Source organism: Rhodohalobacter mucosus (assembly GCF_003150675.1).
GTDB lineage: Bacteria > Bacteroidota > Rhodothermia > Balneolales > Balneolaceae > Rhodohalobacter > Rhodohalobacter mucosus.
On sequence record NZ_QGGB01000005.1, the window covers coordinates 457206 to 481563 of the forward strand.

Below are 24358 nucleotides of genomic sequence, written 5' to 3' on the forward strand. Positions count from 1 at the left end.
AAGGCATATAAACGTTTATCAACAGATTATTCATGAAAAACAGACATTCAGCCATATCCCGCAGGGCGTTGCTGCCCGGCCTGCTGCCCGTCCTTTTCATCACTTCATCCCTGTTTACAGCCGGCAAACTGTCGGCTCAGACGGTTCTGGCCAAGACCTATCACACTGAGCATGCCAAGCTGACTGAATCGCACGATCAGGATGAACCCTATATGTCCAGGTTTTTCAGTATCGAAGACAACCTGAACCTCACCGTCTATACGCCGAACGGGTCGGTTGAAGTAGCTGAAAATTCATCGCTTGGGGGTGTGCAGGTAGACCTCTATGTAAAGCGGGAGTTTTCTTTCTGGAGAGGTGCGCAGAGCCTTGAGAACTACAGGATCATTATTGAACGAATCAATAATGAGGTGATCGCGACTGTTGAAAACAAGGATACGGGTTCCAGAGTTAGGGCAGGTGATAATAATCAGTTCTCATTTCAGATTCAGGTACCTGAAAGGGGACAGATAAACGTAAGAACGATGAACGGGCCCATAAATATCGACGGTGTGAAAGGGAAACTCTATATTCAAAATCATGTCGGGGATATCACTGTTTCTGATTCGGACGGTGAGCTGAAGGTAGCTTCCACGACCGGAAATCTGGCGCTCAACCAGTGCAGGGGAAGCATTTTTGCGAAAAGCGTTACCGGTGATATATCTGCGATAAGCAGCGAAGGAGAACTCAGGCTACGGTCCGAATCGGGCAGCCTGAAAGCCAGTAATACCAGGGGAACACTGATAGCTGCAACCGTTTCGGGTAATATTGATTCGTCTTTTGAGAAGATTAAAGTTGGAGTCAGTCTTGAAACAGTGAATGGGAATATTGATTTGGCGCTTCCCACCGGGTTAGGTTACACAATTTCTGCCAGGGGGATGAATTTTGATTTTTCTTCCATCCGAAGTTACGCCTCGGAGGAAAAATCGGAAATGATGTCAAGGTACATGATGATTCGGGGTGGAGAACTGCCCGTAAAACTATCCTCCGTATCCGGAAATGTTAAGGTAACTGAATCAGAGTAAAAGACGATTGGTTTCAAAGTTATTAATCATACTACTGGCGTTCACAGTTCAGACCGGCGCAGAGGCCGATAGTGCTGAAGCTCAGGATACCCTGTCCATATCTGCGGATCAGGATTTTCCGATATCCCTTGAGCAGGATTTGTCGGATTCCCTGTTTTTCGGTTTGGATGAACTGGAGACCGAAATCGTAACAAATGAACAGCTCACCGACGACGACCGCATTATCTACATCAGGGATCAGTGGAAGTTCATGGCGGGCGACAATCGTGCCTGGGCTGCTGCCGGCTATGATGATTCAGGGTGGGACATTATTTCCACCAATCTGACATCGGCAGACCTCTCTTTTCTGGAGTGGGACGGTATCGGGTGGTTTCGGAAAGACCTCATGGTGGAACCGGAGCTGAGAGGCAAACCGGTTGCCCTGATTGTGGATCGCCATCTGGGGGCGTCCGAGGTCTATCTGAACGGGGAAAAAATCCTTGAGCTTGGAGAGTTTTCAATCTACCCGGAAGAGGTCGAAACCTACAGCTCAGGTGAGCCGCCGGTCATCGTCTTTTCAGGAGACTCACTTCAAACCATAGCCGTACGGTTTATCAATCCGGATTATGAGCAGACAAATGAACTGCTTGGAAACAGCGGGTTCAGGTTCCTGCTGGGCGACTGGGAGCACCATCGGTCCGGAACCTACAACTTTGCCATTTTCTGGACCGGCAGCAATTTATTCTATATCGGAATATTACTGGCCTTTTCCCTGATCCATTTCCTCATCTTTTTCTTCTACCCCGTAGAAAAGAGGAACCTCTATTTTTCACTCTTTGTGCTCGGTATTGTTCTTGTTTCATACCTGCTCTATCGCATAGAAATGAGCCGCTTTACAATAGATGTGATGGAGTACTATCGAATTATGATGATGGCGGAGGTTATGGTTCTTGTTTTAGCCGCGCGTTTCACTCACAGCCTCGATCCTGAGTCTTCCGGGTTCTATTCCAACATCGTTCTGCTGGCCGGGCTGGCTGTTACGGCACTCATAGCCATTTTTCCCGGTACACTGATTTTTTTAAGGGATATCACCATATTTCTTCTGCTGATAGAAATTCTTCGCTCTCTTTTCATGATTCTCTACCGGAGAAAGAGCGGGGTCTGGATCCTGGGAAGCGGTGTGCTGATTTTCGTTTTGGGATTGATTGTCAGCATTCTGATCAACTTTGAGGTGATAGATGGCAGTGTCTCCTTTGTAAATATGGGAGCCTCAGGTGCCTTGATTTTTTCGATGTCAATCTATTTGTCAAGGGAATTTGCCGCTACGCAGAAAAAACTTGAGAACAAGCTTCTTGAGCTTCGCCAGATGTCGCAGAGGGCGCTTAAGCAGGAGAAGATCAGCAAGGAGCGCGAAATTGAGAAACGCCTTCTGGAAGCAGAAAACGAACGAAAATCCAATGAACTGGAAGAAGCGCGTGCTCTTCAGCTGTCTATGCTGCCCAAAAAGATGCCCGAAACAGAAAACTTTGATCTTGCCGTATTTATGCAGACGGCCACTGAGGTTGGCGGAGATTATTACGATTACAGCGTTGACCAGGACGGATCGGTGGTACTTGCGCTGGGAGATGCCACAGGCCACGGGATGAAAGCAGGTATTATGGTGGCAGCCGCCAAGAGCTATTTTCACAGTTTGGTTCACGAAACCGATACCCTAACCATGCTGAAACGCATGTCGGCCGGGTTGAAAAATCTGAACATGAAACTGATGTATATGGGTTTAATTCTGGTGCACTGCAAAAAAAATAAGCTGGAGATTGCGGTTGCCGGAATGCCGCCCATACTGCACTACAACAGCAAAACACAGACGGTAAACCGTATAACCCTCAAAGGGCTTCCGCTTGGGGGAAAGGCAAAATTTCCATACAAAATGGAAGATCTGAAGGTGGAAAAAGGGGATGTGCTTCTGATGATGAGTGATGGCCTGCCGGAGCTGTTCAATGCCGACCGTGAAATGCTGGGTATTGAGAGGGTGGAGGAGGTTCTTCAAAGCTCCAATGGGTACAGTGCGGGAGATATAGTAACCCAACTCAAACAAAGGGCTGAATCGTGGTCCGGAGGACACTCACCCCACGATGATATCACCATGATGGTATTAAAAGTTCAAAAGTGTTTGTAACATTGAAAATCCTGTTTCGTAGAGATTACACATGAGTAAACGAAATCTGATCCTGACATTTCTCTTTATTGTTCTGAGCCCGCTTACGCTGGCGGCACAGCAGTCGAATGAAGAAGATCCTTTCAAAAGGGATCCGATCTTCACCCGGCCGCTCGAGGATTTTTTCGGCCTTGAACGCGACACCTCTGAGGCCGACACAATCGATACGGACGACACGGCGGAGAAAACAACCCGCGCCGTGAAGCGGCTCTCTTTGCGAGGGTTTGATCTGGGCGGCAATCTGGAGGCAGGGCCGTACTACAGCAACGCACTCTACAGTCAGTATCCAAACCTTTCCATGATTCACTATAACCGCGTAAACGGACTGTTTTTCGGGTTGCGAAAAGAGCGTATGCAGTGGCACAGATACAACAGCTTTTTTAATATTCCGCAGATTCAGCCGCATGGGTTTATTGGAATAGGGACTGCATCCAAGGAGTGGGAATATGCCCTTGGCGTAGAGAAATTAATTGGAGAAAAGAGACACTTCATGGTTGGCGGTGAAGTGTATAACGCTACCGGTACGGAAGATTATCTGCGAACCGGTTTGATTGAGAACTCGCTTACAGCCTTTTTTGCGGGATATGATTTTATGGACTACCACAATATGGACGGCTTCGGGCTATACTCCGTATTTAGAACCGACAGGTGGTTTGAGGCAGCGTTTTCATACAATCGCGATACATTTACGTCTCTCGAGCAGAATACAGGCTACACGATGTTCGGTCGATCCAGTTCGTATAAACCCAATCGCCCGGTTGACGCATTCTCAAACGAGGTGGACCTCGACAGATACAGCTTCTCAGCCGCTTTTAACCCTCGCAACCTGCTTTTGACAAACTACCTTACGGTATCTGCGCTCTTCAGGGCAGAACTTGCAGACAACGGTGCAAGTGATGAAGCCTACCGGTACAATAAATATGAGACCACTCTGAGAATGTACTACAATTTTGAACCCGGGTCGGTTTTAAGATGGCGTGTTCAGGCGGGCGGGATAACAGGAAATGCACCTGACTTTAAAAATTTCTTTCTTGGCGGCATCGGTACCCTGCGGGGCACACCGTATAAATTCTTTTCCGGTAATCAGATGATTGCGAGTAACCTTGAAGTTAAGTTCGGACAGCCATCCGGCAGGTCGGGAGAGTGGATGAGAGATTATAACATCCATTTTCTGCTGTTTCTGGATTCCGGCTGGGTGCGTGAAATTCCTGATCTATTTGATTCATCCGGCGCATTCTCCGGTTTTGATGAGTTTTCTATCGGAGATATGCAGCATGACGCAGGAGCCGGTATCGGAAGCGGTGCATTCCGCGTAGAAGTTGCCTGGCCGCTGAAAACATTTGACAAGTCGCCCGCCCTTTGGATCCGTTTCAATCCTACCTTTTAAACAAAAGCCTCAGACCGTTCAAAGTCTGAGGCTGTCTTTAGGGCATTTGGTACCTTGCGGTAACCAAAATTCATCTAATAAAATAACTATTTTCCCCGGAAAATGTTGCCAGCCATAAAAATAGATACGTTAAAGGGTGTTAAAAAAAACAGACCCGGCGGATAAACAGAGAGGGTACGAGGGAAGGCAGGAAAACGTTATATTTATCTCTTTGATCAACATCATTTTGTCTCAGGTCTGCAATCATCGGCCGTATGGTTACAAAATCGATTGCGGACTGTCCTTTTTAATAATCTTTAAATAAGGGTCTAATTTGACAAAATCCCGGAACTGCAACTGAACCTGTTATTTTGAAATCAGCGTTTTCAAAAAAAGAAACCATCATCCTGCTCATACTTTTTGTGCTGACGGCCATTGTTGTGTCGGGTTACAGAAACTACAGGCTTTATAAGCCCGATGCATTTTCTTCTGAAGGATTGAGTGAGGTTAAAATCAATTCCCGCATTGGTCTGCCGGAGCTGAGCGAAAAGCTGGACAGCCTGGGTGTACGGTTTGACGAGGAAGAGCTGTATTGGGCGGGGCGCATCCACGGATGGAGATTTTTCAGGCCGGGATTTTACATTCTTGATGAAACTGCATCCTATCCGGATTTTCTCTCGAAACTTGCAAGGGGAATTCAGGACCCGACGCAAGTGACCATCCTTCCGGGTACGGATCCGGAGCGGTTCTCCAGGCAGCTGGGGCAGGTCCTTCTGGCAGACAGCCTTGATTTCAGGCTTCTGTTAACCGATTCATCATCTGTTGCCTCCGACCTGGGCCTTACAGGGGAAGAACTCTTTTCGCGCATGCTGCCGAATACATACCAGGTGTACTGGACAAGCAGTGCCGAGGATGTAATACGAAAAGTAGCAGATGAATTTGAGCGGACAATTGCCTCAAAATATGAAGAGGAACTGGAAAACAGCGAATACACGCTTCAGGAAGTAGTAACGCTGGCATCGATTGTGGAGCTTGAAGCCAAGATCCGGGATGAGAAACCAAAAATTGCAGGGCTTTATCTGAACCGCCTGCGAAGGGGCATGCCGCTTCAGGCTGACCCGACCGTGCTCTATGCGCTGGGTGAGAGAAGGCGTCTTCTGTTTGAAGATTATCAGTACCAGCATCCATACAATACATACCTTTTCAGAGGCCTCCCACCGGGACCGATTACCAACCCTGATGAATCGTCGATAGGTGCCGTTCTCTTCCCAGAAGAACACAATTACTATTATATGGTAGCCAGTCCTGATGGGTCGCACAGGTTTTCCAGAACATTTGAAGAACACCGAAGGGCAAGCGACGAGTGGCGAAGATGGATCCGCGAGCAGTATAGAATTCGGGATCAGAGAGAGAGGGAAGAGTCGGCTCAGTCTCAGTCTGATTAGACAACAATTTCTCGCCGTTGAGGTGTAGCATCCAGAGTATGGCCGAAAAATGAATTTATGAATCAGGCCACCGCTTGGCAGAGAGCCGGCAACCTTGGCCTGGCTTAGAATCGCGAATGAAAATCACTGGCGCCGTTACATACCGGGTGAGCGGGATCCTCGTGTATGCTTTCACTTTCCGGTTCCTTTCTAACCGGACTCACCCGCAGCATCCGCGGTATCATCTGATGCATCGATAGATTCAGTTTCAGCCTCCGGAACCGGCTCAGGCCGAAGCCTGTCGGCGGCCTCCGGGGTCAGGCCCCTGATAAATACTGACTGGTTGACCCTGTTCCCGCTGAAATCGATTGTCAATGACAAGCCGTTGTAGGGCGGAGATTCTCTGAGAGCCCGGTTCAGATATTGGGGATTGCCGGCGGTTTCAAGGCTTTGCAGCAGGTATGTAGCGGCATCATAACCGATACCGGAAAAACGGTCAGGCTCCTCCCCAAAACGCGTCTCATAATCCTCTTCGAAAAATTGAACAGCGGCTGTGTCGGCTTGCATTGAAAATGGTGAAAAAGGTTCTGAATAGTAAATCTCAAAAAAGCGGCGCTGAAATGCAGATGGAGTGGCGCGCGCCCACCCTTCGGACCCCATAATCACAACTTCGCTTCTCATCGCTTCAAGATCGTTAAGCAGAAGGTCGGCAAGAGTGGCAGCTGCCTGCCCCGTAAAAGGCGCATAGATGCCCTCGCTTGGGATGTAGTTCAGGGAGTCGATCAATACGCTGTCGGGAGTGAAAACCTGTGTAAAATCGGATATATCGTATCCAAGGCTGGCAAAGTCCTCTTCAATATGGTAGGATATGAAGGCGCCCAGCCTTTCTGCCTCTCGCCGGAAGCTGTTGCCGGCAGCGGCACCCAGGGATCCTTTTTCAGTAAACACGGCAAGCGTATCGAGTCCCAGTTCCCTAACCGCAAAGCGGGCCATATTCCTGCCGTGCACCTCAAAGGTGGGGTTCAGCTGGAAAGCATAATTGTAATCCATATTCAGGCTGTCTGAATTGGCAAGCGGTGCCAGCATCGGAACCTGCAGTTGCTCTGACAGAGCAGCCATTCTCATTGCCGGTTCTGAAAACAGCGGACCTATCACGGCATCGGCATTCCGGCTCAGTGCAAGTTCAGTAATCGCCTGTGCCGTTGAATCGGGGTTTTCGTGTGAGTTACTGAACAACAGCTGTACTTTCTTGTCCGGGTTGCGGCTGTTAAATTCTTCGGCAGCTAAAACCATTCCCTGGTACAGGTTTCTTGGGATGGTAAAATCGGGGTCCTGTTCATCAAACACGGGAAGTACCACCCCCACATGGTAAACCATTCCCTGCGGAGCATTCGGGTAGCGGAATGACGGCCGGTTGATCGGAGCGGCGCTGTCGGGTAAGAGACGATCAGACAATTCCGCAATGGCAGAAGAGTCGCTCTCCATCTCCAGGAGTTCAGTAACCAGGGCGTTGTAGGTAAATGGATTTACCAGGTTGCGCGCCTGATTGACAAGGTCATAGCGTATAGTGCTGTTTTCACTTCTCTGAAGTGTTTCAAAACGTTCGGTTTCGGAAAGATAGTTTATGATCTGGCGATACAAACGCTGTGCATCAAAACGCACGCCGCTGCGGCTGTTGGTCTGAATGATTCTGTAGAGCAGCTCAAGGCTAAGATCGTACTGTTTCAGTCTGAAACGTGCGATTGCGGACGTATAGAGTGCTTCGGCGAAAAGATCGGTATTGTTGCTGTCAAAGGCCCCGGCAAGTTGATTGAGAGCTGTATGGTAATTGCCGAGGGCAAGATGCGTTTTGCCCAGAAAAAGGCGTGTCTGATCATTCTGGTCCGGAAGTTCAGAAAAAACGGACAGTGCTTCGGTAAATCGCTCGGCCCTGTAAAGCTCTACACCCTCACTAAAAGATTGAGAGCGGACCTCAGGTGAGAAAATAAGTGACAGTGCAAGAAGCGGAATCAGGTGTAGAACTTTTTTCATAGTCTCAAAGCGTGGTATTGATACATTCCGGTAAATTCGATCCGGGTCTGTTTGTTCCCTCTACTCCCACTCAATGGTCGATGGCGGTTTTGAACTGATATCGTAAACCGTCCGGTTTATGCCGCGTACTTCATTAATGATCCGGTTGCTTACCTCAGACAGAAACTCATAGGGGAGATGTGCCCAGTCGGCCGTCATACCGTCAACGCTCGTTACCGCTCGCAGGGCAACGGTAAACTCATAGGTTCGCTCATCGCCCATAACCCCCACCGATTGAACAGGAAGGAGTACGGCCAGAGCCTGCCAGACGTCGTCATAAAGGCCGTGAGCACGCAGAGAACTGATAAAAATGTCGTCTGCTTCTCTGAGCAAATCGAGCCGCTCTTTTGTTAACTCGCCGATCACACGGATTCCAAGGCCCGGCCCGGGAAACGGATGCCGGCCGATAAAGCTTTCGGGAATCCCCAGTTCGCGACCCACATTTCTTACTTCGTCTTTGAAGAGTTCACGAACCGGTTCAATCAGTTCCATCTTCATTTTTTCGGGCAAGCCGCCCACGTTATGATGTGATTTAATGGTGGCCGATGGTCCTTTGAAGGAAACGCTTTCGATTACATCCGGATAGAGCGTTCCCTGGGCAAGGAACTTAAAATTGTTTTCGGCGGAAATAGCGTCTTCAAATACTTCAATAAATGTATTGCCGATAATTTTTCTTTTCTCCTCGGGGTCAATCACACCGCTGAGATTTTTAAGAAATAGGTCGGAGGCATTCACGCCTCTCACGGGCAGTTTAAGATGTTCGCGATACGTTGTCAGAACATTTTCGTATTCATGCTTTCGAAGCAGTCCGTTGTCCACAAAAATACATTCCAGCTGATCACCGATGGCTTTGTGGATCAGTGTGGCCACAACGGTTGAGTCGACGCCGCCTGAGAGAGCACAAAGAACCTTCTCGCTGCCCACTCTGCGCCGGATCTCATCAATCTCGGTTTCAATGAAGGAAGCGGCCGTCCAGTCGCCGCTGCACCCTGCAATATTGATGGCAAAATTTTCCAGAATTTCACTGCCCTGATCCGTATGGGCTACCTCGGGATGAAACTGTACGCCAAAAATCGGTTTTGTGTCGTGCTTAACCGCTGCAACCGGGGCATTTTCAGTATGGGCGATGATGTGATAGGGGTAGGGGAGTTCCCTGATATGATCGCCGTGACTCATCCATACCACGGATTCCTCATAAATTCCGCTGAATAAGTCGGAGCGGTCATCAATATTGAGCTTGGCGCGTCCGAACTCACGTTTATCGGCTTTTTCTACGCTGGAGGGGTTGATGGAATGTGCCAGGGACTGAAGGCCATAACAGATACCAAGTACCGGAATGCCCATTTCAATGTAATCCATGTTCAGCGCAGGGGCTCCCGGATCGTACACGCTTTTAGGGCCTCCCGATAGTATAATGCCTTTAGGCGGCTGGCTGCGGAACTCATCGGGAGAGGTATTGAACGGATGGATTTCACAATATACATTCAGTTCCCTCAACCTTCGTGCAATGAGCTGCGTGTACTGAGAACCGAAATCGAGGATAAGCACCCACTCATCATGATGCATTTGCATGTATACCTGTATAAATATGTTGAAGTGTACTTTTTGGACCGTGCAGTGAATAGGTCCCTGTAAATAAACTCCGGTTAAATGTTCGTTGTGAAAGAAATAGCAGCGATCCGCCGGTTCCTGTTAATAAGCGAATCACATAAGTTTGTGAAACCTCTTACCCCACTACCTCTTTATAATCGTCAACCGAAAGCAGGGCTTCCAGTTCGGAAGCGTCTGACAGTTTTATTTTAACCATCCATCCGCTGCCGTATGGGTCGTTGTTCACCAGTTCCGGATCGTCTTCAAGTGACTCATTTATTTCTGTGATCTCGCCTGATACGGGCGCAAATAGTTCGGAAACCGTCTTCACCGCTTCCACGGTACCAAAAACGTCATCCTGGTCAAATTCTTCACCTTCCGGTTCAAGTTCCACGAATACAATATCGCCGAGCTCGCTTTGGGCAAAATCGGTAATGCCAACTGTTACGGTACCGTCTCCATTGTCACGTACCCATTCATGTTCCCGGGTGTATTTCAGGTCATCAGGAAAATTCATAGAAAACTGATTTTTTTACAGGTTAATTTTTATCAGGTGTGAATGTAAAAGATTTTTCCAGGTACTGCGTATTGAAATTACCGCTTTGGAAGTTGGGGTCATCCATAAGCTGTATATGATAGGGTATGGTTGTTTTCACCCCTTCAATAACAAACTCTTCAAGTGCACGGCGCATTCGCATGATGGCTTCATCCCTGCTTGGCGCGCTCACGATAAGCTTGGCAATCATGGAGTCGTAATTTGGGGGTATCCTGTATCCGGAGTAGGCGTGTGTATCGACCCTTACGCTGTGCCCGCCCGGAATATTAAAGGATGTAATTGTACCTGCAGTCGGACGAAAATTATGCTCCGGGTCTTCCGCATTTATCCGGCACTCGATCGAGTGGCCGCGTAATTTCAGCGGTTTGGTATCGATTTTTTCACCTGCGGCAACCAATATCTGCTCTTTCACCAGATCGTAGCCTGTAATCTCTTCTGTTACCGGATGTTCAACCTGTATCCGGGTATTCATCTCCATAAAATAGAAGTTGAGATCCTTGTCAACGATAAACTCGACGGTACCGGCGCCCTCATAATCAATGGCTTTTCCGGCATTGATTGCGGCAGTACCCATTTTTTCGCGCACTTCAGGCGTCATAACGGGGGATGGGGCCTCTTCCAGGATTTTCTGGTGTCGGCGCTGAAGCGAACACTCCCGTTCACCCAAATGGATAACGTTTCCGTGCTGGTCGCCTAAAATCTGAATTTCTATGTGGCGCGGATCCACAACAAACTTTTCAATGTAAACGGCCGGATTGCTGAAAGCCGTTTCCGCTTCACTGCGGCAGGTTCGGAATGCCTTTTCAAATCCGTCTTCGTCCTGAACCACCCGCATACCGCGTCCGCCGCCGCCGGCGCTTGCTTTAATGATCACCGGATATCCGATATCGGAGGCAATTTTTTTGGCCTCATCCAGATCGTCAATCACTCCGTCCGATCCGGGAACAACGGGTACCTTATTTTTGATCATGGTCGCTTTCGCGGTAGCCTTATCACCCATTTGGTTAATCATCTGAGGTGAAGGGCCTATAAATTTCAGATCATGTTCGGCACAAATACGGCTGAATTCCGCGTTTTCGGCCAGAAACCCGTAGCCGGGATGGATTGCCTCTGCGTTGGTGATCTCAGCGGCTGCCAGGATAGAGGGAATTTTCAAATAACTGTCTTTGCTGGGTGCGGGGCCGATACAAACAGCCTCATCCGCAAACTTTACATGCAGACTGTGCTCATCAGCGGTAGAGTAGACCGCGACGGTTTTAATCCCCATCTCCTTGCAAGTCCGTATGATGCGAAGAGCGATTTCACCACGGTTTGCAATTAAAATCTTTTTGAACATGAAATGTTATTTTTTAATGATAAAAAGAGGCTGATCGAACTCAACGGGCTGACCGTCGTCAACCAATATTTTTTGAACGGTGCCTGAAAATTCAGCTTCTATTTCATTCATTATTTTCATTGCTTCGACGATACAAAGCGTTTCACCCTTCTCAACTTTATCTCCAGCTTTTACAAAAGGATCGGAATCGGGAGAGGGTGCTTCGTAAAACGTGCCGACAATCGGTGATTTTACGACATCGCCGTCGGGCTGGCTATCGTCTGCAGCTTGTTTGGGCTCTTCCGCTGCAGGTGCCGGCTTCGCGTGAGCAGCAGGCTGACCCTGTGGTGGCTGAGCACTCTGTGCGGGCATCTGAAACTGCATGGGCGCAGCGGAGCTTTCGGAAGCTTTTTTCACTTTCAGTTTAAAGTCCCCTTCTTCAATGGACACTTCATTGAGTTCCGTTTCAGAAATCATGTCCAGAAGTTTCTTAACAAGTTTTAAATCCATAAGACGTATTTATTTTGATTTAGCTCGTTCCAGGTAATCACCGGTGCGTGTATCCACGCGTATATTTTCACCCTTGCTGATAAAGAGGGGTACCTGAACTACCGCACCCCCTGTAATCGTGGCGGGTTTGCTGCCGCCTTGTGCCGTGTCACCTTTTACACCCGGATCGGTATCTATAACTTCCGCTTCAATCTGATCGGGGGGCACTGCATAGAGAACATTGTCATTGTCAACATCGATGACAAGTGTACAGATCATGCCGTCGGTAACAAACTTTTCATTTTCAACTCTCGACCTTTCAAGCGGAATCTGTTCGTACGTTTCCTGATGCATGAAAAAGAACATATCACCATCAGCATAAAGAAATTGATAGGGCTGATGCTCAACACGGATGGATTCGACATTTTCACCGGACCGGAATGTTTTGTCGATGTTCTTTTCATTTTCGACACCTTTTAACTTGGTGCGAACAAATGCAGGGCCCTTGCCGGGTTTTACATGCTGAAATTCGACGATGGTGTAGATTTCACCGTCAACCAGAATGTTCAGGCCATTGCGGAAATCGGAAGTACTGATTTTTGCCATAATTCAATTAAAATTCAAGATAGAATCGAAAAATAAGGCGGCTGTTGTTCGATAACAACCTGACTGCTGAAAGTTTACCAGATTCTTTGGTTTCAGGGATTTTGGCTTTTTAAAAAATGGTCCTTATCAGAATTATCAGGATCAGAACAGGACATATGAATTTAATGAATACGGACCATGCGGTAGTGAACCATGAATCGGCGGCATCTTTAAAACCGTTCTTGATTTCATCGATGGCACTTGTTGTTTTCCAGTAGTAACCAACAAAAATACAGATAAGCAGGCCGCCGAGGGGCAAGCCTACTGTACTGAAAATATAGTCGATATGATCGATCAGTGATGTGTTAAATGAGATGATAAGCGAGACGGCGAGTACGGAAAGGCCAACACCCAAAGCCGCTTTCTTTCTTCGGACACCATGTTCGTCAATAACATACGAGGTGGGTACTTCGAGCAGCGAAACGGTTGAGGTGAGTGCCGCAAGGCTAAGCAGGAAGAAGAAAGATACACCGAATACGAGTCCCAGAATTCCACCCATTTGTGAAAAAAGCTCAGGGAGAATCTGAAAAATTAACGACGGACCGGCAAGAAAATCACCGGCTTCATTATATATCACCACCCCCTGCGACTGAGCCAGGAATATGCTCGGCATGATCAGAAGGCCTGCAAGAAATGCAATTCCCACATCCGATATGGTCACATATCCGGCCGCTTCAACAATGTTCTCTTTTTTACTCAGGTACGATCCGTAGGTTATGAGGGCACCCATGCCAAGTGAAAGAGAGAAGAAGGCCTGCCCGAGAGCAGCCAGCACCAGGCCGGTAGTAATTTTGGAGAAGTCGGGCAGCAGATACGCTCTGATGCCTTCCTGAGCGCCCGGCTGAAACAGAACATAGACGGTCATGATGATAAGTATGAGTACCAGAAGCGGCATCATCAATTTTGTTGCCCTTTCAATGCCTTCGCTTACCCCACCGCGAATAATTCCAATGGTGCAACCCATAAAAAGGATTGCAAAGATGGCGTTAACAAAACCGTTGTTGAAATCACCAATAAACGCGGCTGCCTCGTTCATTCCTGTAAACGTAAAAATCTCCACAAAAACATAGCTGAAGGTCCAGCCCGCAATAATGGTGTAAAAGGAGAGGATCATCACACCGCATAAAATACCCCACATACCCACCAGCGGGAAAAATTTATTGTTGCTCAGGGATTTAAACGCCCCGACCGGGTTTTTCTGCGAGTTTCGCCCAATGGATAATTCTGCAATCATAATCGGAAATCCGATTAAAAAACAGCAGATCAGGTAGATGATTAAAAAGGCGGCACCGCCGTTTGAGGCAGCTTCTGTAGGGAAACGCCAGATATTGCCAAGGCCTACTGCGGAGCCGGCAGCGGCCAGAATGAATCCGAATTTAGAGTTCCATGTACCACGGTTGTCAGCAGATGTTGTAGCCAAGAGTGCGTCGGATTAGAATTAGGTGTGAAGACGAGGTAAAATATTCGTGAAGCTGAAAAATTCCAACTTTAGTTTTTTGACAGCTACGAGTGTCTCAGTTTTCTCAGCACCAGGCCCGACTGGGGTTTTGATTCTGCCTGTCCGCTCACAAGGTCGACCATCTGAGTGGATGCAAGCTCATTATTCACCAGTACCTCCCAGGTTCCGGCGGGAAGGTGCACATGGGCCGTCTCCGATTTTGTGCCGTTCAGGATAACATAATAGTCATACAAGTCACCCGAATTGGCTCCGCTGATATAGAAGCTTATGATAAGAGGGTTTGCGTAATGATCGAAGCAGACTTCCGATGGGTCACACTTCCGCAGGGCAGGCGCCTGTTTTCTGATGCGGATCAGTGATCGATAATAGTCATACAGAGGCTTGTTGAGCGCGATATCGTCAAAATTGATCCAGTTCGTCTCATTGTCTTTTTCGTAACTGTTGTGATCGATTTTTCCTACGTTCGGGTCTTTGCAGGGTGTTTTGGCAATGATCTTGCTTCTTGCAAACTCCTGACCTGCATGTATCATGGTGATACCCTGAGCGGTAAAGAGGCTGACAGCAGCCAGTTTTGCGATATTCATCTCCTCGTCGCTCAGTTCGATATGCTCGCTGCGATCTTCTATCACCTGGTCCTGAAGTTCCGGGTTTATGCCGATCCGGATGAAATCACCCAACGTGTACCCGTCATGGCTTTCAAGGTAATTGACGCTATGCTCAGACGTGTTGTAGAGTCCGCCTTCTCCGTGATTAAGTGTTCCCTTGAAAATGTTTTCAAGCCTTTCACGGCGGGTTTCACGCTGCCAGTCGGAAAATATAAATCCTTTATCGTGCAGCGGATCAGATCCTTTAATGGAATTCCGGATTCGGTCATTCCAGGAAGACCAGTCGTAGTCTGAGAAGTGGTGAGGGGAGTAATATCCGCCCCAGGGTTCAGCGATCAGTACCGCCTTTGGGTACTTTTTATGAACTTCATTTCGAATTACCTCCCAGGTTTTCTTGTCGAGAAGAGCGGCAAGGTCGAATCGGAAGCCGTCGATATGATATTCCTCAATCCAATAGAGCAGAGAGTCGATGATCATCTGCCGGGCAACGGGATTTTCAGACCGAAACTCATTTCCGGTTCCGCTTCTGTTCATCAGCTCGCCCTGTTCATTAAAACGCAGATATTCATCGGGGGCAAGGTGGGAGAGCGGGTTCACGTCAAACAGGGATGTGTGATTATAAACCACGTCCATAATGACCGATATTCTGTTTTGATGCAGTGATTTTACCACGTCCTTGAACTCGCTGACGGCAGCGGCGGTCTTACCCGAAAAGGTTCTGCTGCAGTCTGAGGCATACGAGCTTTCCGGGGCAAAAAAGAACGATGTCATATATCCCCAGTAGTTGGCCGAATACACATTCCAGGTATTATGAAACCCTTCATCCGTTCGCTTTCCGTATGGAGGTTCTATCGGGGGAAATTTTTGCAGCGGCAGAAACTCCACACAGTTTACGCCCAATTCACGAAGGTGGGGAATGCCGCCTCTTTGACCGGTATCGATAAATTTTTGATACGACCCGCTGCCTTTCGCAGAACTGGAGGGGTGTGCAGTAAGGTCTTTGAGGTGCGTCTCATAAATAATGAGGTCGCGCAGGTCATCCGGAAAGCAGTGAGTGTCGCCCTCCCAGTCATAATCATCCTCAAATATCAGAGATCTGGCTTCCTGTCTGTAGGTGTTTCGAACACAAACATGACGGCTGTAGGGATCCGCAAAGGGATAATTTACGTAGGGTGTGTCGGGCGCCTTCTCAAGCTCTTCGAAATCGGCTTGGTAGGCATACCATTTCCCGTTCAGACGGTCTTTCAGAGTAAGAGACCAATATCCCGCATCACTCTTATCCATGAAGTGCCGGTCACCCTCAATTGAATCGTGGCTGTCGTAAAGTATGCAGACCATACTTTCTGCCCCGGGGCAGTAGATGCTGAAATGCGTTTCATTTTCGCGGAGGGTTACCCCCGGATTTTCCCGTTTGATGGCCGTTTTCATAGATGTCATTTTACTTACATAACAGGACTGCCGGGTTCGGCTTCTGTTTCAACAAAATGCAGAGTGCCCTCCCTGTCTTCGCCCATCAAAATCATTCCGTTGCTCTCGATGCCCATCATCTTTTTTGGCGCCAGATTGGCAACCACCACAACCGATTTCCCCACGATCTCTTCTGCCTTAAAATATTCGGCTATGCCCGACAGAATGGTTCGTTTTTCAAAACCGAGGTCAACGGTGATCTGAATCAGTTTTTTTGATTTTTTGACCGGTTCTGCCTCCAGAATGCGTCCGGCTCTGAGGTCTATCCTGGAAAATGTGCCGAAGTCAGTCTCCTTTTTTAAGTCTTCATAAGGATTATCGGCAGAGTCGGCTGCAGAGGAACGCTCTTTCAGAATCTCAATTTCATGCTCAACGGCCTCGTCCTCAATTTTTTCAAAGAGGATGTCGCCCGGTGTGATAAGCTGCCCTGCGGCTATCATAGAAGCACTCACATCACCCCAGCCGGCCGTACCGGGTATACCCAGCTGTTCTCTCAGTTTCGACATCTTGCCCGGCAGTACGGGTTCAAAAAGAACGGAAAGTGCAGCCGTGATCTGGGAACAAACATAGAGTGTATTGGCACAGGCCTGTGGATTCTCTTTGCGTGTTTTCCAGGGTTCAGTTTCCGTGAAATAGCGGTTACCGGCCCTGGCCAGGTACATGGTTTCAGCTATTGCTTCCCTGAAGCGAAAACTGTTGTAGGAGGTGCTGATCTTCTTTTTTTGCCGTTCAATTTCGGCAAGTGCGGCTTGATCCCTGCTGTCGGGATTTTTCATTTCGGGCACTTCGCCGTCAAAAAATCTTTCGGTGAAACTAAGGGTTCTGAATACAAAGTTTCCAAGTATGTCGGCAAGTTCACTGTTTACGCGGGTCTGGAAATCCTTCCATGAAAAATCAGAATCCTTGGTTTCGGGCAGGGTTGATCCGATTACATATCTCAGCAGATCGGCATCAAACTTCTCAAGATATTCTTGCAGCCAAACGGCCCATCCCTTCGAGGTGGATAGCTTGCGGCCTTCAAGGTTCAGAAATTCATTTGCAGGCACATTTTCAGGCAGAACAAAATCCCCATGCTGCATCAGCATGGCCGGGAACATGATGCAGTGAAATACAATGTTGTCTTTTCCAATAAAGTGGACCAGGGATGTCTCATTATCCTGCCACCATGTTTTCCATTCATCCGGTTTTCCCAGGTTTTGGGCCCACTCCTTGGTTGCCGATATATAGCCTATGGGAGCATCAAACCAGACATACAATACCTTGCCTTCGGCTTCGGGAAGGGGAACGGGCACGCCCCAAGTGAGATCGCGTGTTACCGCACGATCTCCAAGTCCGCCATCGAGCCAGCTTTTGCACTGACCAACCACATTGGCTTTCCAGTCTTTGCGGGAGTCGATCCACTCTTCGAGCTTTTCCTGATAGTCGCCCAGCGGGATAAACCAGTGTTCGGTCTCTTTGATCACGGGTTTATTGCCTGTAATGGCGCTGACGGGATCCGTGAGGTCGGTAGGAGAAAGTGATGTGCCGCACTTTTCACATTGATCGCCGTAAGCTTCGGGGTGGCCGCAGTGGGGACACGTACCCTTAACATACCGGTCGGGAAGAAACATATCGGCTTCCTCGTCATAGTACTGTTCCTGGGTCTTCTGTTTAAAAACACCCTGTTCGTAGAGGTTAAGGAAGAAATCCTGGGACGTTTTTTTGTGCGTTTCAGAACTTGTGCGGCCGTAGTAGTCGAAACTGATACCGAAACTCTCAAAAACGGCTTTATTGCCCTCATGATAGCGGTTCACTATCTCCTGAGGAGACACACCTTCTTTTTCGGCGGCGATGGTAATCGGAACACCATGCTCATCCGAACCGCAAATGTGAAGGATCTCTCTGCCATCTAAACGCTGAAACCGTGTGTATAAATCGGCCGGAAGATAAGCCCCGGCGAGATGCCCGAGATGAATGGGTCCGTTTGCGTAGGGCAGGGCAGAGGTGACTAAAATTCGTTTCGGCATAGATCAAAAAAATCGATTTAAAAAAAGCTGAAGAAATTACGGTTCAGCTCGCTAAGTTACCAAATTGGCAGGCAATTTTCTTCCATCAGCTTAATACCCGCAGATATCGGTGCCCGGCGATACTTTCCGGGTTCGGAACGCATGATGATCACATAATGCAAGTCGCCGATCCGGGTAGGAGCCAGTCAGGTTGAATAAAATTTTTCGAGAATACCGTAAAGTGCCACACCCGCAGCAACCGACACATTCAGGGAGTGCTTGTTGCCAAACTGCGGAATGTCGACGGAGAGGTCGGCCAACTCTATCAGCTCGTCGTCCACGCCCGTCACCTCATTGCCCAGAATAAGACAGATTTTATCCGATTCAGGAGTCCATTCGTTCAGCGGTGTGCTCCGGTCAGTCTGCTCCAGAACCGCAATGGTATAGCCCGCACGTTTCAGAGTATTGATCTCTTCAACAGGATTATTGATTTCTTTCCATTCAACGTACTGTTCAGCACCGATGGCTGTTTTGGTGATTTCGGGCCGCGGGGGGACAGGAGTGTGGCCGGACAGCCTGAGTTCACGAATGCCAAATGCATCGGCAGAGCGAAATACGGCGCCGACATTATGCAGACTGCGGATATTGTGCATCCACAAAATGAAATGGCTTCCCAAAGGTGAAGTTCGTTTGAGGTTTTTTTCAAGTATCTCGCGAGTGGTCAGTTTCTTCAAGCCGTGTGCCGTTCTTTGAAAGTGTTTTGATGCGGATCAAATTATCGGATGATATGTAGTTCCCGGTTAAAAAAGTGGTTGGGAAACAGCCATGAACACCCTATTTTTACCGAGCTAAGATATTTATTAAAACAAAGGAAAATAGCAGTGAAAACTGCTTTTTCTGTTTATGAAAGTTGAACCGGAATATAAGGTATGAAGAAAAATTATCTATCCAGGGAAGGATACGAGAAACTGGATGCAGAACTGAGAGATCTTAAAACCAGAGGCAGAAAAGAAATTGCCGAGGAGATTGCGGAAGCTCGCGCTAAGGGCGACCTGAGCGAAAACGCAGAGTATGACGCTGCCAAGGAAGCCCAGGGGCACCTCGAAAAAAAGATTGCAGAACTCGAAAATACGCTTGCCACTTCCAGCATAATTGATGAAAAGGATATTAACACTTCCAAAGCGTATCTGCTGTCGACGGTTACCATTTTAAATCAAAAAATGGGGAAGGAGATGAAATACACCCTTGTTTCGAAAGATGAGGCAGATTTTAAAGCAGGTAAGATTTCGGTTGATTCCCCCATCGGAAAAGCCATACTGGGCCGCGAAGTGGGAGAAGAGTTCACCGTGGATGTTCCGGCGGGTAAGCTTGAACTCAAAATTCAAAAAATCGAACGGTAGGTTGAGGTTTAGGTTGAGGTTTAGGTTGAGGATTGTTGAAGGTTAAATGTTGAAAGTTAAAGGTTTTTGATGGTTGATTCATCAGCGTGTAGAAAGAGAACATTTAACATTTATTCTTCAAATTGTAATACCGAGTCCAAAAGATTAATAAATGAATCACTTGAATTAAGCATGTCAACCGCGAAAAGGTTCGAAGATTTAGAGATATGGCAACTTGCGCGTGAGCTTGTAGCGATGATTTATGAAATTTCGAATAAGGCACTTTTTTCTAAGGACTACGGTTTGAAGGATCAAATCCGACGTTCCTCTGTTGGAGTGATGAATAACATAAGTGAAGGATTTGAAAGCCGTACAGTGAAGCTTTTTATCGATTATTTGGGAAGGTCCAAGGGATCCTGCGGTGAAACTCGTTCTGTGCTCTACGCAGCACTGGATCAGAACTATATCTCGAAAGCTGAATTCAATGATCTTCGTCAGAAATGTGAAAAAATTTCATCCAAAACATTGCGACTCATTCAGTATTTAGAAAAATATGAGTCGAATGATCGTGTACAGGAAGCCGGATTTGGGTATGATGTTTAATCATGCAGATTTTTTTGGGATACACGTTACATGTCAAAGTTTGAAGGCATTGACGATTGGATCATTAGATTGATTATGATCAACATTTAACCTTTAACTTGTAACGTTCAACACGTAATTACGACAAAACTTAAATCGAATAAAATTTAGAAATGAAATTAGGAGTAGTAGGAACCGGTTATGTAGGCCTTGTATCAGGAGCGTGTTTTGCAGACAGCGGCAATGACGTAATCTGCGTGGATATTGACGAGAAAAAAGTGGAGCGCATGCGCAAGGGCGAGGTGCCGATTTATGAGCCGGGGCTGAACCGCGTGTTCGACCGCTCGATTCGCGAGAACCGCCTGCGCTTTACCACCTCGCTGGAGGAGGCGTTTAAAGAGAGCGAAATACTGTTTCTCTGCCTGCCCACCCCGCCCGGGGCCGACGGGCAGGCCGACCTGAGCTTTGTGCTGAATGTGGCCGACGACCTGGGCGAGCTGTTCAACAAGTATCCCGGCTACCGGGTGGTGGTGAACAAGAGCACCGTGCCTGTGGGTACGGCCGACAAGGTTCGCGAGGCGATCTCGGCCAAAACCGACGAGGAGTTTGATGTGGTTTCCAACCCGGAGTTCCTGCGCGAAGGGGCCGCAGTGGAGGACTTCATGAAGCCCGAAAGAGTGGTGGTGGGAGCCGGCACGCAGCGGGCAGCCGACGCAATGCGAACCCTGTATGAGCCGTTTGTTCGCAGCGGCAACCCGATCATCATCATGGATGAGCGCAGCTCGGAGCTGACCAAATATGCGGCCAACGCCATCCTGGCCACCAAGATCACCTTTATGAACGAAATTGCCAATATCTGCGAGCGCGTGGGCGCCGACGTGGACAACGTGCGCCGCGGGATCGGAACGGATTCTCGGATCGGCAAGCGGTTCCTGTTTGCGGGCATCGGCTACGGGGGCAGCTGCTTCCCGAAAGATGTGCAGGCCATTCACCACACGGCGGGCCAGTACGGCTACGACTTCAAGATCCTGGATTCGGTGATGAAGGTGAACGAGCTGCAGAAGGTGTCGATCGTGGAGAAGATGAAGGAGTACTACGACGGGGACCTGGCCGGCAAGCGGATTGGCGTATGGGGACTGGCCTTCAAGCCGGAGACCGACGACGTGCGCGAGGCTCCTGCACTCTACATCACCGATGCCCTGGCCAAAGCCGGTGCAACGATGATCGCTTACGACCCGGAGGCCAACGAGACGTTTCAGGCGGCGGCCACATCGGTCGCCCTGGAGGCGATGGAGTTCACCACCGACCGGGATGAAGTGCTGAAAGGAGTTGACGCGCTGGTGATCTGCACCGAGTGGAATGAGTTCAGAAGGCCGGACCTGGATCGTTTCCCCAAAATGATGAAAACCCCGGTCATATTTGACGGACGTAATCTCTATGACCTGAAGCGCGCAAAAGATGCCGGTTTGATCTACGTTAGTGTAGGGCGGCCTTCAGTTGGTGTAGAGTAACCATATGCCGGAAAGGTGTTGACCGACCGGATATCCTATAGAACCAAATCATATTGTCCAGAAGAATTCTCATAACAGGCGGAGCCGGGTTTCTCGGATCACATCTTTGTGACAGATATCACAGCGATGGGTGGGATGTTATCTGTATGGATAACCTTGTCACCGGTTCAGAGTCAAATATTGCGCATCTTTTCGGGAAGGAGAGGTTCAGTTTTATTAAGCATGATGTAACCAACTTCATTATCGTCAAAGGCGACCTGGACCTGATCCTGCACTTTGCTTCACCTGCGTCGCCCATAGACTACCTGGAAATGCCCATTCAGACGCTGAAAGTGGGCTCGCTGGGTACGCACAAGGCTCTGGGCCTTGCGAAGGCAAAAAATGCAAAATTTGTACTCGCTTCAACCAGCGAGGTGTACGGGGATCCGCTCGAACATCCGCAGAAAGAGTCGTACTGGGGAAATGTGAACCCAACGGGCAGCCGGGGCGTATATGATGAAGCCAAACGCTTCGCGGAAGCCATGACCATGGCCTATCACCGCTACCACGGAATTCCAACGGGCATTGTGCGAATATTCAACACTTACGGTTCGCGGATGAGGCTTCGGGACGGGAGGGCTTTGCCCACTTTTTTCCGGCAGGCACTCCAAAATCAGCCTCTGACGGTTTTCGGTGACGGCTCGCAAACGCGTTCGTTTACGTACGTGGATGATCTTGTGGAGGGAATTGTACGGCTGGCTGAAAGTGATGAAACCGAACCGGTAAACCTTGGCAATCCTCAGGAAGTAACAATACTGGAGTTTGCGCGTGAAATACTGGATCTGACAGACTCGAATAGTGAAATTGTTTTTGAGGATCTTCCGGAGGGCGATCCACAAATTCGTCAACCGGATATTTCAAAAGCCCAAAAGCTACTGAACTGGTATCCTGAGGTTGACCGAAGGGAGGGACTCAGCAGGACAATGGATTACTTTAAGGAACAACTCGGAAAGTTGTGATTGCATGATGAAGCGCCTGATTGATCTATATCCCTACCGCCTGACCGATCACGGCCCTGAATTTCTCTTGCTCAGGCGTGCAAAGGGAAAAATATACCACGGCCAGTGGAGAATGGTTGGAGGAAAGGTAAAGTCCGGAGAAACGTCCTGGCAGGCAGCATTGAGGGAACTGATGGAGGAAACCGGCCTCGCGCCAAAAAGATTTTGGACGATCCCCTCGGTAAATACATTTTATGAGTACAAGACAGACACTGTTCATCACATTCCGGCGTTTGCAGCCGAACTGTTGCACTCTTCAGAGCCTGTTCTGGATGATGAGCACACTGCATGCAGCTGGTTTGATTCCGCTAAGGCTGTGGAAAATCTTCACTGGCCGGAACAAAAACGTCTTGTTGAGTTAACAGAATCCATTTTAATGCACGATCAAATCCTTGAAGAGTGGCTCGTACCCTTACGCTGATATCATTTATTACAGTTATTCTGGCTGCTTTGATCTGGCCTGCTGACGTGCGGGGTCAGAGTAAAAGCTATGAAATTCTTCCGGCTCCCGACCTTTGGTATAATGACGTGGACGGAATACGCGTGGGAGTCAGGCTTCTGGGACAGGTACCCGGAACGTTTGAAGACGGACCGCACAGACTGGATGCGGGCTTCTGGGTTGGAACCTGGTTTCCGGACCTTCCGGTTTCCTATTACATCTCGTACACAGAGCCTATACCGGCCTGGTCGGAATACGGCAGTGAGGCAAGTATACAGCTGATCAGTTCAATAAGAACGGGATATCATATACACGGCGCCGCCTTTAACAAGCGCTGGCAGCAGGGGTTTGATGAACGGCGCTACCGCGAGGTCAGGGTGCTGAATACGTTCGAAAAAAGATTTGACCTTGAGTACGCTGCCTTTCCCCGGTTGTGGGGTACGGAGAGCAAACTGCTCACCCACCTCAACCTGGAACTGCAGGATGACAATTCCCTGGGCTGGTATAGCCTGTCAGGATCGGCAGCAGTGCAATATCTAAATGAACTCTACCCGATCGCATCACTGGCAGCGATTCAGAACATTCCATTCAACGATTACTGGGGATTCCGGCTGAGGGGATTTCTGGGTGCAGCCGGTTCGGATGCGGATCCTGAATATCTGTACTCCAGAAGCACACAGCCTTCGATTGAATCCATAGAATCGGGCATCACCCGAGCAAAAGGCACCATACCGCAGCCCTGGATAGAAAGCGGAAACTTTCATCTTGCCGGCGGACCCAATTTGAGAGGATATACGGGCCAGGATATTGAATCATTTACAGAAGCTGCAGGACCTGCACTCTACAAATCGTTTGTTTCGGTGAATGCAGAGTTTGACTATCCCAACCCAATTGGAATGCTTTTCAGGCGGATCCCCTATGTGTCAGAATTTACAAGCTTTGGATCCTACCTGTTTATGGATGCCGGAAGATCGCTGGAAAGCGACAATTCAACGCTTTTTGCAGATGCAGGAGCCGGATTTTCGCTGTCGCTGAATATTCCTGACTATCTGGGTAAACCACGCGGCTTTGTTCTGCGTTATGAACTACCATTCTGGCTGTCCGAACCGGGTATGCAGGATGCTTTCAGGCTCAGGCACTTGTTTGGATTTGGAGCCATTTTTTCATTTTGAACCGACTGAATC

Annotated in this window: 20 protein-coding genes; 10 read left to right on the plus strand and 10 right to left on the minus strand. The window is 48.5% G+C overall.

Features of this window, described 5'->3' with window-relative positions; genetic code table 11:
* Positions 1 to 32: 32 nt before the first annotated feature.
* From DDZ15_RS07525 to mltG, 4 genes are all read left to right on the plus strand, one after another.
* A complete protein-coding gene (locus DDZ15_RS07525; protein ID WP_109646453.1) occupies positions 33 to 1061 on the plus strand; it encodes a DUF4097 family beta strand repeat-containing protein in 1029 nt (342 codons plus the stop codon).
* Between the two features lie 7 nt (positions 1062 to 1068).
* Complete coding sequence (locus DDZ15_RS07530; protein WP_109646454.1) at positions 1069 to 3216, plus strand: PP2C family protein-serine/threonine phosphatase; 2148 nt, start codon at positions 1069 to 1071, stop codon at positions 3214 to 3216.
* A gap of 31 nt (positions 3217 to 3247) precedes the next feature.
* On the plus strand, positions 3248 to 4642 hold the full coding sequence (locus DDZ15_RS07535; protein WP_109646455.1) for a BamA/TamA family outer membrane protein: 1395 nt from the start codon (positions 3248 to 3250) through the stop codon (positions 4640 to 4642).
* A gap of 350 nt (positions 4643 to 4992) precedes the next feature.
* A complete protein-coding gene (gene mltG, locus DDZ15_RS07540) occupies positions 4993 to 6066 on the plus strand; it encodes an endolytic transglycosylase MltG (RefSeq protein ID WP_242978932.1) in 1074 nt (357 codons plus the stop codon).
* Positions 6067 to 6255: 189 nt separating this feature from the next.
* On the opposite strand, the gene DDZ15_RS07545 is transcribed toward mltG, so the two are convergent.
* The 10 genes from DDZ15_RS07545 to DDZ15_RS07590 form a co-directional block, all read right to left on the minus strand.
* Positions 6256 to 8076 (minus strand): ABC transporter substrate-binding protein, encoded by a 1821-nt coding sequence (locus DDZ15_RS07545; protein WP_109646457.1) that lies wholly within the window; start codon positions 8074 to 8076, stop codon positions 6256 to 6258.
* A gap of 60 nt (positions 8077 to 8136) precedes the next feature.
* Positions 8137 to 9687 carry a glutamine-hydrolyzing GMP synthase gene (gene guaA, locus DDZ15_RS07550; protein WP_199222905.1) on the minus strand — a complete coding sequence of 517 codons (1551 nt, stop codon included), beginning with the start codon at positions 9685 to 9687 and terminating at the stop codon, positions 8137 to 8139.
* Positions 9688 to 9841: 154 nt separating this feature from the next.
* Positions 9842 to 10222, minus strand: coding sequence for a glycine cleavage system protein GcvH (gene gcvH, locus DDZ15_RS07555; RefSeq protein WP_109646459.1), 381 nt, complete (start codon positions 10220 to 10222; stop codon positions 9842 to 9844).
* 22 nt (positions 10223 to 10244) lie between these two features.
* Positions 10245 to 11597 (minus strand): acetyl-CoA carboxylase biotin carboxylase subunit, encoded by a 1353-nt coding sequence (gene accC / locus DDZ15_RS07560; RefSeq protein WP_109646460.1) that lies wholly within the window; start codon positions 11595 to 11597, stop codon positions 10245 to 10247.
* A 6-nt stretch (positions 11598 to 11603) separates the two neighbouring features.
* Entirely contained in the window at positions 11604 to 12086 is a 483-nt protein-coding gene (gene accB / locus DDZ15_RS07565; RefSeq protein WP_109646461.1) for an acetyl-CoA carboxylase biotin carboxyl carrier protein, read from the minus strand.
* 9 nt (positions 12087 to 12095) lie between these two features.
* On the minus strand, positions 12096 to 12671 hold the full coding sequence (gene efp, locus DDZ15_RS07570) for an elongation factor P (RefSeq protein ID WP_109646462.1): 576 nt from the start codon (positions 12669 to 12671) through the stop codon (positions 12096 to 12098).
* Positions 12672 to 12780: 109 nt separating this feature from the next.
* A complete protein-coding gene (locus DDZ15_RS07575; protein WP_109646463.1) occupies positions 12781 to 14130 on the minus strand; it encodes a sodium-dependent transporter in 1350 nt (449 codons plus the stop codon).
* Between the two features lie 83 nt (positions 14131 to 14213).
* Positions 14214 to 16202, minus strand: coding sequence for an alpha-amylase family glycosyl hydrolase (locus DDZ15_RS07580; RefSeq protein ID WP_158278644.1), 1989 nt, complete (start codon positions 16200 to 16202; stop codon positions 14214 to 14216).
* A 14-nt stretch (positions 16203 to 16216) separates the two neighbouring features.
* On the minus strand, positions 16217 to 18247 hold the full coding sequence (gene metG / locus DDZ15_RS07585) for a methionine--tRNA ligase (RefSeq protein ID WP_109646465.1): 2031 nt from the start codon (positions 18245 to 18247) through the stop codon (positions 16217 to 16219).
* Positions 18248 to 18432: 185 nt separating this feature from the next.
* The gene (locus tag DDZ15_RS07590) at positions 18433 to 18960 is read right to left on the minus strand and encodes a TrmH family RNA methyltransferase (protein WP_109646466.1); all 528 of its coding nucleotides are present in this window, start codon (positions 18958 to 18960) and stop codon (positions 18433 to 18435) included.
* 195 nt (positions 18961 to 19155) lie between these two features.
* Here DDZ15_RS07590 and greA point away from each other — a divergent pair, with 195 nt between their 5' ends.
* The 6 genes from greA to DDZ15_RS07620 all read left to right on the plus strand — a co-directional run bounded on the left by greA (position 19156) and on the right by DDZ15_RS07620 (position 24346).
* The gene (gene greA / locus DDZ15_RS07595) at positions 19156 to 19626 is read left to right on the plus strand and encodes a transcription elongation factor GreA (RefSeq protein WP_109646467.1); all 471 of its coding nucleotides are present in this window, start codon (positions 19156 to 19158) and stop codon (positions 19624 to 19626) included.
* A gap of 171 nt (positions 19627 to 19797) precedes the next feature.
* Entirely contained in the window at positions 19798 to 20208 is a 411-nt protein-coding gene (locus tag DDZ15_RS07600; protein WP_109646468.1) for a four helix bundle protein, read from the plus strand.
* A gap of 152 nt (positions 20209 to 20360) precedes the next feature.
* Positions 20361 to 21698, plus strand: a complete 1338-nt coding sequence (locus DDZ15_RS07605; RefSeq protein WP_109646469.1) for a UDP-glucose dehydrogenase family protein — start codon at positions 20361 to 20363, stop codon at positions 21696 to 21698.
* A 53-nt stretch (positions 21699 to 21751) separates the two neighbouring features.
* Positions 21752 to 22696: a UDP-glucuronic acid decarboxylase family protein gene (locus DDZ15_RS07610; RefSeq protein ID WP_109646470.1), complete on the plus strand. Its 945-nt coding sequence runs from the start codon at positions 21752 to 21754 to the stop codon at positions 22694 to 22696.
* Positions 22697 to 22700: 4 nt separating this feature from the next.
* The gene (locus DDZ15_RS07615; RefSeq protein WP_242978934.1) at positions 22701 to 23156 is read left to right on the plus strand and encodes an NUDIX hydrolase; all 456 of its coding nucleotides are present in this window, start codon (positions 22701 to 22703) and stop codon (positions 23154 to 23156) included.
* Complete coding sequence (locus DDZ15_RS07620; protein ID WP_109646471.1) at positions 23135 to 24346, plus strand: hypothetical protein; 1212 nt, start codon at positions 23135 to 23137, stop codon at positions 24344 to 24346. The genes DDZ15_RS07615 and DDZ15_RS07620 overlap by 22 nt, the downstream gene beginning before the upstream one ends.
* Positions 24347 to 24358 lie beyond the last annotated feature (12 nt).

Coding starts and splice junctions, on each gene's coding strand:
- accB (WP_109646461.1), bottom strand. CDS start 12,086: ATGGATTTAAAACTTGTTAAGAAACTTCTGGACATGATTTCTGAAACG.
- efp (WP_109646462.1), bottom strand. CDS start 12,671: ATGGCAAAAATCAGTACTTCCGATTTCCGCAATGGCCTGAACATTCTG.
- DDZ15_RS07605 (WP_109646469.1), top strand. CDS start 20,361: ATGAAATTAGGAGTAGTAGGAACCGGTTATGTAGGCCTTGTATCAGGA.
- DDZ15_RS07535 (WP_109646455.1), top strand. CDS start 3,248: ATGAGTAAACGAAATCTGATCCTGACATTTCTCTTTATTGTTCTGAGC.
- gcvH (WP_109646459.1), bottom strand. CDS start 10,222: ATGAATTTTCCTGATGACCTGAAATACACCCGGGAACATGAATGGGTA.
- DDZ15_RS07615 (WP_242978934.1), top strand. CDS start 22,701: ATGATGAAGCGCCTGATTGATCTATATCCCTACCGCCTGACCGATCAC.
- DDZ15_RS07525 (WP_109646453.1), top strand. CDS start 33: ATGAAAAACAGACATTCAGCCATATCCCGCAGGGCGTTGCTGCCCGGC.
- accC (WP_109646460.1), bottom strand. CDS start 11,597: ATGTTCAAAAAGATTTTAATTGCAAACCGTGGTGAAATCGCTCTTCGC.
- guaA (WP_199222905.1), bottom strand. CDS start 9,687: ATGCAAATGCATCATGATGAGTGGGTGCTTATCCTCGATTTCGGTTCT.
- DDZ15_RS07580 (WP_158278644.1), bottom strand. CDS start 16,202: ATGAAAACGGCCATCAAACGGGAAAATCCGGGGGTAACCCTCCGCGAA.
- DDZ15_RS07545 (WP_109646457.1), bottom strand. CDS start 8,076: ATGAAAAAAGTTCTACACCTGATTCCGCTTCTTGCACTGTCACTTATT.
- metG (WP_109646465.1), bottom strand. CDS start 18,247: ATGCCGAAACGAATTTTAGTCACCTCTGCCCTGCCCTACGCAAACGGA.
- greA (WP_109646467.1), top strand. CDS start 19,156: ATGAAGAAAAATTATCTATCCAGGGAAGGATACGAGAAACTGGATGCA.
- DDZ15_RS07600 (WP_109646468.1), top strand. CDS start 19,798: ATGTCAACCGCGAAAAGGTTCGAAGATTTAGAGATATGGCAACTTGCG.